The sequence below is a fragment of the Candidatus Eremiobacteraceae bacterium genome (assembly GCA_036511855.1).
GTDB lineage: Bacteria > Vulcanimicrobiota > Vulcanimicrobiia > Eremiobacterales > Eremiobacteraceae > JABCYQ01.
The window spans coordinates 1-10263 of record DATCBN010000067.1; the positions used below are offsets into that span (position 1 = coordinate 1).

Here is a 10263-nt window from a genome sequence, read left to right on the forward strand (position 1 = left end):
CGGCGGGCGCAGTGACGCGGAATCCATTGCCTGCGCCGGTAACGGCCACGCCACTGGCGCTTGAGCCGCGGGAGCGCATGGCGCCATCCGACCACACAAACGTGGCGAAACCGTTTGCCGCAGAACGCGCGATGCCGGAAATGGGTCGAACCGCTATTTGATGGCCACCCGTCAGCTTTGCCTCGACCGTCTGGGGCGATCGTGCATAGATCCAATCCGAGAAGCCCTCGCGCGAGAGATCGACATTTTCGAGCGGATCGCCAAGCGCGCCCGCGACGCCGGGTTGTGCGCCGATGCTCGGCGACGCGACCTTCGACGCGACAAGCGGAGCGATGTGGAGCGCCGTCGCAGGCCGGCCTTCGCGCTCTGGGCGCGGCGTCGTGTCGGCGCCCGCGACAAAAGCAAAGCGGGCATCGGGAGTGACAGCGACGCGCTGCGTCATGCCCGCGCCGGTCCATCGACCGGATCCGGCCGGCCGCCACGCCGCGGCGGGTCCGCCCGCCGCGCGGGAAATCGTAAGGGCGTCCGCGATCGCGACATCGGTACCCGCGCCGACGGCCAAGACGTCGGCGTGACGCGCAGCGCCCGCATACGCGAGAATGATCCGCGACGCGGCTGCATCGAGGGCGTCATCGCTGCCCGGCACGGAAAGCGTGTGGACCACGGATGCAGCGTCGCGTCCGTAAACCCGGTCGATCACGGCGAACACTCGCGTCGAGCGAAGTGAGTACCATTCCAACGCGCCGGTCCGCGCATCGCCGGGCAAGCCGAGGTTGCGCGCGGCCATCCGCGCATAAGCGTTCGACGGCGTTCCATCGGCCCACACGCGGTCGCCGTATTCGAAGATCGGGTGCAAACGCGGGTCGAGCAGGCGATGCGTGAGATCGGCGATTCCGTACACGTAAGCGTCGGTCGCTCCGACGGGAAGCGTGATCCATGGATCCGTGCCGGCGGCATTCGCTAGCGCGATGTCGTATTCGGGGGCCACGCCGGCTTCGGCGGCTTGCGTCGTTCGCGATGCGCGCGGCCGCAACGGCCAGACCGCCGACCGGACATACGTCGCGGCGCGAGACCAAAGCGCGAAGCGCAACGTCTGCGCACCCGCTAGCGATTCGACGAGTCGAGGACTGAACGGATGGGTTGCATACGAATTTTCGAAGCCGGGCATGATCAGGCGGACGTTTCGCGCGGGATCGTTCTGGTCGGTAGAGACGAGCCGAAGATTCAACGCCGCGTTGGTTGAGGAGACGTTCACGGTGTAGCGGCCCGCAGCGCGCGAATCGATGCTCGCGCCGGCGAACTCGAACGACCCTCGTCCGTCGTACAACAACGTGTAGAGACCGGCCGGATGCTGCTGCCCGGGCGCGAAGACGACCCTTTGAGCGCTCTGGCCCGGAGCGAGCGCGACGACTTCGCCGTCGCCGTCCATAGACAGCGGTACGGGACTCATCCAAGGCGCCGACTGTTTCAGCACGTCGACGAAGACGACCGGTGTGGCCGGCGCCGGCGTTATGTCTGGCAGCTCGTAGCCCGAGCGCTCGCTCTGCGCTGAGCCGATCTGGTCCTGCCCGGCGGCCGAAGCCGGCGCGGCGAGAGCGGCGAGGATGACGGCGGTCGCGACGATGCTCAGACGCATGACGGAAATACCCCATGGACGAATGTCGGAGACGAGAGATCTAAGGCGGCTAGCGGGGTTCTCTCCACAGTTCAAGGGTCCCCCGGTCCAAGCTCGATCCCGGAACTCTCCGGCGGCGAGCCGGCCGCAAACTTGTCACTGTCGAGGCCGGTGTGATATAATCCACGGGCTTGCCGGGGTGGTAACGGTCGACTCTTAAAAGGTCGGCCCGTCTTATCGCCGGCGGCGGAAGTCTGTCCCGGGGACAGGTTCCGCCGATTTCCTTCCTGCTCGTCGGCGCCGCACACTGTAGCGAACGACAAGCCTTACGCCCAGAGGGAGGCAGCGCACATATCGTGGCGCATTACGAGATCACGTATATCCTTCGCCCTGCTCTCGAAGACCCCCAAGTCGACGAGTTGGCCGCGCATTTCTCCACGGTCGCCAAAGACAACGGCGGCGACGAGATAGCAGCCGAGCGCATGGGTAAGAAGCGACTGGCCTTCGAAATCCAAAAACTACGCGAAGGCCACTACATCTGTTTGAAGTTCAACGGCAGCGCCGACTGCGCACGCGAGATCGTGCGTCAGATGCGATTGCACGAAAACGTCATGCGGGCGTTGCTCATCCGTCTTTAAGACCGCCGCTCCGCCGCCTCGCACAGCCGTCGCCGAACGCGGCGGCCTTCGCATCTGCTTTATTTGAGGTGAAGCCATGGCCGGGTCCTATAATCACATCGTGCTCGTCGGACGGCTCGTCGCCGATCCCGAGCTGCGCCAAACGCAGGACGGCACGCAGGTGTGCTCGTTCCGCATCGCAGTCGACCGTCCAAAACGCCGCGACGCCGCCGAGAAGCAAACCGATTTCTTCGGCGTTTCGGTATGGCGCCAGCGGGCTGAGATCGCTGCCAAGTATCTGCAAAAAGGCAAGTCGGTGCTCGTCTCGGGCCGCCTTCAGATCCGCGAATACACGGATCGGGAGAACAACAAACGCACTGCGGTCGAAGTGACCGCCGACGATTTCCAATTCATGGACTCGCGCAGCGAAGGCGACGGCGGCGGGGCCGCGCGCGCGCCTCGCGCTGCCGCACCGCCTGCCGCCGCCGGCGGAAGCGATCTGCCGAACTACGAATACAGCGACGCCGACGAAGAAGTTCCGTTCTGACCATAGTAACCGCACAACGCTCGAGGTGACCGAATACTAAATGCCGCCGAAACCAAAACTGAAGAAACGGGCAGCCAAAGATCGCAAACCAAAGCGCAAGGTCTGTTCGTTCTGCGTCGAAAAAATCGACGACCTCGACTACAAAGACGCGCCGCGTCTGCGCAAGTACGTATCCGAGCGAGGGAAGATCTTGCCGCGCCGCATCTCCGGGAACTGCGCGCGTCATCAGCGCGCTCTCACCGATGCAGTCAAACGCGCGCGCGTGATCGCGCTCATGCCGTTTGCCGCGGACTGACCTTTCGTGAAGGTCATTCTCAAGCAGGACATCAAGGGCGTCGGCAAAGCGGGAACGGTTGCGGACGTGGCCGAGGGCTACGGACGCAACTATCTTTTGCCGCGCGGCTTGGCGCTTGAGGCCACCGCGGGAACGCTAGCCCAGCTCGCCGGACAGCGCGAAGCCAAAGAGCGGCGCGACGAGAAGATCTTGGCGGAAGCGCGAGGCGTCGCGGCGATGCTCGCGAGCAAGGCGGTCGAGATCAAAGCAAAAGGCGGCGACCGCGGCAAGCTTTTCGGCGCGGTGACCAACGCGCAGATCGCCGAGGCGCTCCACTCGGCGTTCGGCGTCGACGTCGACCGCCACAAGATCGAACTTCCGGAAGCGATCAAGGCTGCGGGCGACTACGCCTGCACGGTGAAGCTCGCGCACGGCGTCACCGCGCGCGTCACCGTGCGTGTCGTCGCCGGCGCCTAAGTGCGGCAAGCGACGAGCAGCATGGCGAAGATTCAGGCCGAGAACGCGATCGGGCGCCAAGTGACCGCTCTCTTCGAAATGCTCGCAAGCCTGCTCGGGCCGGACAAACTCGTCCTCAAGGCGGGCAAGCTCGACGCACTATCGCTGATGCGAAGCAAGTCGTTGCCGAAGCGCATGCTCGCGCTGCAACGCTTGGTGTTCGAAGACCCCACGATCGATAAATTGCCTGCGCTCTCGGCGCTGCCGGGCGCGCTCGCCGCGGTCGAAGAAGAGCTCGCCGACATGATCGCGCAGCGCACGGTCGAGGAAGACATCGAGAAGAAGGTCGGCGTGAAGATGGCGGAGCGCCATCGCGACTACATCAAAGACCTCAAACTCGAAGCGCTCAAAGAAGACGGCGGTCCGGAGACTTCGAGCACGCTCAAGAAGAAGGAAGAGCTCGACGCGCTCGAACAGCGCGGCCTGCCGTCGTCGGCGCTCGCGGTGCTGCGGCCGGCCAAACTCGACGACGTCGTCGGTCAAGAGGCAGCGGTGCGGTCGCTGCTCACCAAGATCGCATCTCCGTTCCCTCAACACGTCATACTCTACGGTCCGCCGGGAGTGGGCAAGACGACGGTAGCGCGGCTCGCGCTGGAAGCGGCGAAGATCGCCGTCTATTCGCCGTTCGCGGCCGATGCGCCGTTCGTCGAGGTCGGCGGGTCCACGCTGCGCTGGGACCCGCGCGAGATCACCAATCCGCTGCTCGGTTCGGTGCACGATCCCATCTATCAGGGCACGCGGCGCGATTTCGCCGAGGGTGGGGTTCCGGAGCCCAAATTGGGCTTGGTCACAAAGGCGCACGGCGGCATGCTGTTCATCGACGAGATCGGCGAGCTCGACCCGATGATGCAGGTGAAGCTGTTGAAAGTGCTCGAGGACAAGCGCGTCACCTTCGAGTCTTCCTACTACGACGAGTCGGACCCAAACGTTCCGTCCTACATCAAGAAACTTTTCACCCAAGGCGCGCCCGCGGATTTCGTGCTGGTCGGCGCCACCACGCGACAGCCCGAGGAGATCGATCCTGCAGTTCGCTCGCGCTGCGCCGAAGTGTACTTCGTGCCGCTCGCGCAAGGTCAGATCGCCGACATCGTGCGCCGCGCGGCGCAGCGCTTGCAAGCCGCGTTGGACGACGGCGCCGCCGATCTTATCGCCGAATACACCCTCGAGGGACGCATGGCGGTGCAGGTGCTTGCGGACGCGTTCGGCGTTGCCCTTTACCGCACGAGCGGAGGTGGTGCGGCGGTTCCCGCGGACGCGGTCAGGGTCACCGCGGCCGACATCCAGGAAGTCATGCAGAGTAGGCGGCTAAGCCGGCACACACCGGTGCGCGCCTCGGCGCGTCATGAGACCGGCAAGGCGTTCGGATTGGGTGTGCATCATTTCATGGGCGGCCTCATCGAGTTCGAAGCCGTGGCGTTCAAGTCTGCGCGCGAAGGCAAGGGTGCCGTGCGGTTCAACGATACCGCGGGTTCGATGGCCAAGGATTCGGTCTTCAACGCCACGTCGGTCATCCGTGCTGTATGCGGAATCGATCCAGCGGACTACGACCTGCACGTCAACGTCGTCGGCGGCGGCGCCATCGACGGGCCTTCGGCCGGCGTCGCGGTGTTCTCGTGCCTGTATTCCGCTCTGCGGCGCGTACCGCTGCCGCAGGACGTCGCGATGACGGGTGAAGTGGGCATCGGCGGCGCCGTGCGGCCCGTCGGGGGCATCCCGGAAAAGCTATGGGCCGCGCGCGCCGCAGGCATGCGCGCGGTCATCGTGCCACGCGAGAACGCAAACGACGTGCCTTCCGATCTGCGCGGCATGGAAGTCTCGCTGGTGGGCGACGTGCGCGAGGCGCTGGCGGCGCTCGGCGTCGAACAAGTGCCGACCGCATGAACACCATCGACCGCGTACCGCCGCAGAATCTCGACGCCGAACAAGCAGTGCTCGGCGCGCTCATGGTGGATCGCGAGTTGATGTCGGTGCTCGGTGAAATCGTGCAGCGGTCGGATTTCTATGCTCCGCACCACGCGACCATCTTCGAAAACCTGCAGCGGCTGTACGAGCGCGGCGAGCCCATCGACAAAGTCTCGGTGGCCGAGGAGCTGCGCAGCCGGAAACTGCTCGACGACATCGGCGGCGCGGAGTTCTTGAGCCGGCTGCTGGACTCGGTCCCCACCACGGCATCCGCAGAGTATTACGCCCGGGTTGTGGCCGAAAAAGCGATATTGCGGTCGCTGATCGGCGCGGGCAGCCGCATCACCCAGATCGGCTTCGAACCCTCGGACGACGTCGACGAGACGCTCGACCGCTGCGAGCAGATGATCTTCCAAATCGGGCGCCGCCAGGGCGCCGGATTCGTCCTCGTCAAGGATTTGCTCAAGCCGGCGTTCGAGCAAATAGATAAGCTCTACCATCAGCAAGGCCAGGTCACGGGCGTACCTTCGGGCTTCAAGCGGCTGGACCAATTCACCGCCGGTTTTCAAGCAGGCGAACTGATCATCGTCGCGGCGCGGCCATCAATGGGCAAGACCTCGCTCGCATTGAACATCACCATGTACGCGGCGCGCGACGCCGGCAAGGCCGCGGCGTTGTTCTCACTCGAGATGAGCAACGAACAATTGGTCCAACGGCTGCTGAGCGGCGAAGCCAAGCTCGACGCCCAGCGCTTGCGCACCGGCAACATCAAAGACGAAGAGTGGAGCGATATCACGGCCGCGATGGGCGTCCTCGCCGAAGTACCGATCTACATCGACGATTCGGCGGCATTGACGGTGAGCGAAGTGCGCTCGCGGTGCCGGCGTCTGAAGGCCAACACCGGCCTCGATCTCATCGTCGTCGACTATCTGCAATTGCTGCGCCCGTCGAACCCGCGCGTCACCAGCCGTGTGGAGATCATCGACGAGATCTGCCGCGGATTGAAGGCGCTCGCCAAAGAATTGAAAGTGCCGGTCATCGCGCTCGCGCAATTGAACCGGTCGCCGGAGATGCGAAACGACAAGCGGCCGATGCTCTCCGACCTGCGCGAGTCGGGCGGCATCGAGCAGGAAGCGGACGTGGTCGCGTTCATCTATCGCGACGAATACTACAACGCTCCCACCCCGGAGAACGAGCACCTCGCGGAGATCATCATCGCGAAGCAGCGCAACGGTCCCACCGGCACCGTCATGCTTCGCTTCGACAAGAAATTCACCACATTTTCCGACGTCGAGCTGGAGCACTCCCCGCCGTAATGCCGTCGCTGGAAGGGCTAACAAAACGACTGAACGTGCTTCGCGGCCAGCTCTTCGTGGACACGAGCGCGCATCACCGGGATTCCGTGCTGATCTGTGCCATACAGCGCAGCGGGACCACCTGGTTCGGCGACGTGATAAACTACGGCAACGAATACCGTTCGATGTACGAACCTTTTCACAACCGCTACGTGCCGGAAGTCAAAGCGTTCAAGACATGGCAGTATCTGCGCCCCGGCGACGATTCGCCTGAATACCTCGAGCCCGCTAAGGCGATCTTCGAAGGGCGCATCCGCAATAAATGGATCAGCGCCTACAACAGACGGTTCGTCGCGAACCGCCGGCTCATCAAGGATGTCCGCAGTCTGATGATGATCGGCTGGATTCGCGCGCACTTCCCGGATATGCCCGTCATCCTGTTGCTGCGCCATCCGTGCGCGGTGCTGAATTCGCTGCTGCGATTGCATTGGCATCGCAATGCGGCCGCACTCATCTTGGCGCAGCCGCAGCTCATGGAAGACCATCTCGAACCGTTTCGGGCAGAAATCGAATCCGTTTCCGGCGACGTCGACAATCATCTGCTCGCGTGGTGCGCGAACTACTACGTGGCGCTGCGGCAGCTAGCCGGACAACGGGTCTTCGTCGCGTTCTACGAGCGCTTTCTCGCCGAACCGCGCGGCGAGATCGCGCGGCTCTTCGCCTTCTTAGAGCGCCCGTTCGACGACCGGGTCTTCAAACGAATGGCCGTTCCGTCCGTCCAGGCACGGGTCGCGCGTCACGGCGACTCAAGCGCAATCGTGACCGGCGGTAACGTCCTCGACGAATGGCGCAAGCACATCACGCCGGAGCAGACCGCTCGCGCCGGCGCACTGCTCGAGCGCTTCGGTTTGGATGTGATCTACGGCCCCGAGACGATGCCGCGCGTGAGCGATCTCACGCATTTCGGGATACCATTGTGAAACCGCTACCGTGGAACGCCGGGAAGAACGAACGGATCGCGCGTGAGCGGCATCGCGTCGTCGCTGTAGACGCGGTCTAGGCCGAACGCGTGCAGCAGCGCCATGCCGGCCGCGCGCTCATCGGCGGAGACCTTTTGCTGCCATTCATCGACGAGCTGGGCCGCGCCGGTTCGGATCGGGCTGTCCCTGCGCGCCGTGAACGACGGTTGCTTCAACGTCGAGAGCGCGCTATCTCGATACGGGCGGCCGAGAAAGGCGCATGCCTCTCGGAGTGCGCGATCGGCGTTCACGCAGAGGTCTTCGTAGAAGAGCACGTGCACGTCATCGCGCCGCAACTGCCGGAAGGGAACGTAGTGCTGGACACACCAATTCGCGACGTGTTGTTCAAAATCGCCGCGCGCTGCGCGGATGACGTCGACGAACGGCGCGAGATGGTCGTAGAGCAGCGGCTGTTGGATCAAGAAGGGATCGAGGCGCGTCGGCCAGCCTTTGACGCGGCGGGATTGCGCGGTCGCGAACGGATGGCGGACGACCATGACGATCCGGACGGAAGGAAACCGGCGATGAAGCCAAGCGATCCAAAGATTGGCATGCGTCTCTTTGATCATCCGTCTTGTCCCGAAAAAGCGCGTGTTGCGCTGATCGACGGTCGCATGTCGAAGGCGACCCGCCAGCACGTTCTCGGCGGCGGCGGCATATTCGGGCGCGGCATCTTCGGGCCGCAGGTAAAGGCCGTACGTGAATCGAGCGTTCACCATGACGCGCTCGCCGTTGAACGGTTCGTACATGTTCCGGTAGCGGCCGTCAAAGTTGAGGGCGGAAGCCGCCCATGTGGTGCCGCTGCGATGCGAGCCGGCGACGAACGCCGCATTGTCCACTCCGCCGGCGTCGATGAACCGCTCGCGGATGAAGTTTTTGATCGGCTTAGGAATCGCGCCGCGCACGCCGTTGAAGAGTTGACGCATAAGATCGATGCGGCGATACTTGCGCGCGCTCGACGAAACGACCTTTGCGGTTCGCGCAGCCTCAGTCGAGCGGCGCGCTGATTCGTGCGCTTCGCGGCGATACATTCCGGTCCGATGTTGAAATGGCAAGCCGCCACGATTCGTCTATTGCTCGATCGCCAAGGCACGATGCTCGTGCAGTGCAGGGAGCTTTCCGCGCCGCGTACTTCACGCGGACGGTTGGCGATGCTCGCTTTTCAGTCGCGCGGCTCGATGATCGATGAACTTGAGGTGAACGAAGCGCCGGCGGCCCAATCGTCGGAATCCGATCTCGATTTTTGCATCGCGTTCGACGGCCGAGCTGCGGCGCTGGCCCCGCCATCGCGCATGGGCACATGGCTCTTCGATGCTGACGGAGCCGAGAGCGCGCCGGGCCTCAACGCCTTTTGCGAGAACCGCGACGTCATCGAGGCGCGGTTGCTGCAGATCGATAGCGCCGGAGTCACTACGTGCTTGCGAGCGGGAGCCCTTGGGGTCGATAGGCACTCGCTTGCGTCCACGGTCAACGGCTTGCTCGACGAACTGTCGCGCTGGCCCGCCATCGCGCTACGCGACATCGAAGCTGGCCTTTTGGAGATCGAGCCGGCCTTGCCGCCGGTCAACGTCCGTGAGCCAACGACGTGGAACGTGACAAGCGCTGCCATCGGACTAGCGCTTCGACGGATTAATGCCGTTATCGAGAAACGCTTCTTCACGTATTCTTGGAACAGCGGCGTCGTGACCGGAACTCCCGCACAGATTGCCCGCGCGACAGTGTTGCCGCCCGTCGTGTGGTGCGAGGCGGGGCGTCGGCGGTTCTTCGCCGACCCGTTCGGAGCCACAATCGACGGCGTGCCCTCTGCATACTGCGAGGAAATCGATCCAGATACCAGCCGCGGGGTTATCGTGCGGTTAGCATTCATCGACGGTAAGCTCGTGCCGGGAGAGCGCGTTCTTGTCGAGCCTTATCATCTCTCGTATCCGTACGTTTTCGAACACGAGCGCCAATGGTACGCCATCCCGGAGTCGTGTCAAAATGGAGAAGTCGCGCTCTACCGGCTGCAGAATTCGGGCCGTGATTGGCGTAAACAAGCGGTGCTTATTTCAGATTTGCGCGCCGTCGACAGCACGGTATTTTTTCACGACGGAAAGTATTGGCTATTGTGTGGGATCAACGACGACGGGCCTAGCCACAAGTTGCACGTCTATTTGGCGGATGCGCTGACCGGTCCGTGGCGTCCGCACCCCCTCAATCCAGTAAAGGTCGACCTGCGCTCAGCTCGACCGGCGGGAGCGCCATTCATGCTCGACGGAGCGCTGCACCGGCCGGCTCAAGATTGCACGCGCAAATATGGACGACGCATCGCAATCGTGCGGGTGAACGCGATCGACGAACGCCGCTACGACGAAGAAACGGTCGCGTATGTCGAACCACCTCGCGGCATATATGGTCGAGGAGTGCACACGTTGTCGGCGATGGGCGGCTCGACGCTCGTCGACGGTTTGCGTCGCGATTTCTCTCTGCGCGTCGCCG

Annotated in this window: 10 protein-coding genes; 8 read left to right on the plus strand and 2 right to left on the minus strand. The window is 63.7% G+C overall.

What is annotated here, in order from left to right:
- Positions 1-1636: hypothetical protein (locus VII69_09065; GenBank protein ID HEY5095250.1), on the minus strand; the 1636-nt coding region annotated here is incomplete at its 3' end.
- A 335-nt stretch (positions 1637-1971) separates the two neighbouring features.
- On the opposite strand from VII69_09065, the gene rpsF reads away from it, so the two are divergent.
- From rpsF to VII69_09100, 7 genes are all read left to right on the plus strand, one after another.
- The gene (gene rpsF / locus VII69_09070; protein ID HEY5095251.1) at positions 1972-2253 is read left to right on the plus strand and encodes a 30S ribosomal protein S6; all 282 of its coding nucleotides are present in this window, start codon (positions 1972-1974) and stop codon (positions 2251-2253) included.
- Between the two features lie 76 nt (positions 2254-2329).
- Entirely contained in the window at positions 2330-2779 is a 450-nt protein-coding gene (locus VII69_09075; GenBank protein ID HEY5095252.1) for a single-stranded DNA-binding protein, read from the plus strand.
- A 40-nt stretch (positions 2780-2819) separates the two neighbouring features.
- Positions 2820-3074 carry a 30S ribosomal protein S18 gene (gene rpsR / locus VII69_09080; protein ID HEY5095253.1) on the plus strand — a complete coding sequence of 85 codons (255 nt, stop codon included), beginning with the start codon at positions 2820-2822 and terminating at the stop codon, positions 3072-3074.
- Positions 3075-3080: 6 nt separating this feature from the next.
- The gene (gene rplI, locus VII69_09085; GenBank protein HEY5095254.1) at positions 3081-3530 is read left to right on the plus strand and encodes a 50S ribosomal protein L9; all 450 of its coding nucleotides are present in this window, start codon (positions 3081-3083) and stop codon (positions 3528-3530) included.
- A gap of 21 nt (positions 3531-3551) precedes the next feature.
- Positions 3552-5450: a Lon family ATP-dependent protease gene (gene lonC / locus VII69_09090; GenBank protein ID HEY5095255.1), complete on the plus strand. Its 1899-nt coding sequence runs from the start codon at positions 3552-3554 to the stop codon at positions 5448-5450.
- Complete coding sequence (gene dnaB, locus VII69_09095) at positions 5447-6787, plus strand: replicative DNA helicase (protein HEY5095256.1); 1341 nt, start codon at positions 5447-5449, stop codon at positions 6785-6787. Before lonC ends, dnaB begins: the two co-directional genes overlap by 4 nt.
- A 35-nt stretch (positions 6788-6822) precedes the next feature.
- Positions 6823-7746 carry a sulfotransferase gene (locus VII69_09100; protein HEY5095257.1) on the plus strand — a complete coding sequence of 308 codons (924 nt, stop codon included), beginning with the start codon at positions 6823-6825 and terminating at the stop codon, positions 7744-7746.
- A gap of 5 nt (positions 7747-7751) precedes the next feature.
- On the opposite strand, the gene VII69_09105 is transcribed toward VII69_09100, so the two are convergent.
- Complete coding sequence (locus VII69_09105) at positions 7752-8816, minus strand: sulfotransferase (GenBank protein HEY5095258.1); 1065 nt, start codon at positions 8814-8816, stop codon at positions 7752-7754.
- On the opposite strand from VII69_09105, the gene VII69_09110 reads away from it, so the two are divergent.
- Positions 8796-10263 (plus strand): hypothetical protein (locus tag VII69_09110; GenBank protein HEY5095259.1); only part of this gene is annotated, 1468 nt, incomplete at its 3' end. The genes VII69_09105 and VII69_09110 overlap by 21 nt on opposite strands.

What these genes read in the sequence shown, in the direction of transcription:
- VII69_09105 (HEY5095258.1), bottom strand. Translation starts at nt 8,816, where the DNA reads ATGTATCGCCGCGAAGCGCACGAATCAGCGCGCCGCTCGACTGAGGCT.
- lonC (HEY5095255.1), top strand. Translation starts at nt 3,552, where the DNA reads ATGGCGAAGATTCAGGCCGAGAACGCGATCGGGCGCCAAGTGACCGCT.
- dnaB (HEY5095256.1), top strand. Translation starts at nt 5,447, where the DNA reads ATGAACACCATCGACCGCGTACCGCCGCAGAATCTCGACGCCGAACAA.
- rpsR (HEY5095253.1), top strand. Translation starts at nt 2,820, where the DNA reads ATGCCGCCGAAACCAAAACTGAAGAAACGGGCAGCCAAAGATCGCAAA.
- VII69_09075 (HEY5095252.1), top strand. Translation starts at nt 2,330, where the DNA reads ATGGCCGGGTCCTATAATCACATCGTGCTCGTCGGACGGCTCGTCGCC.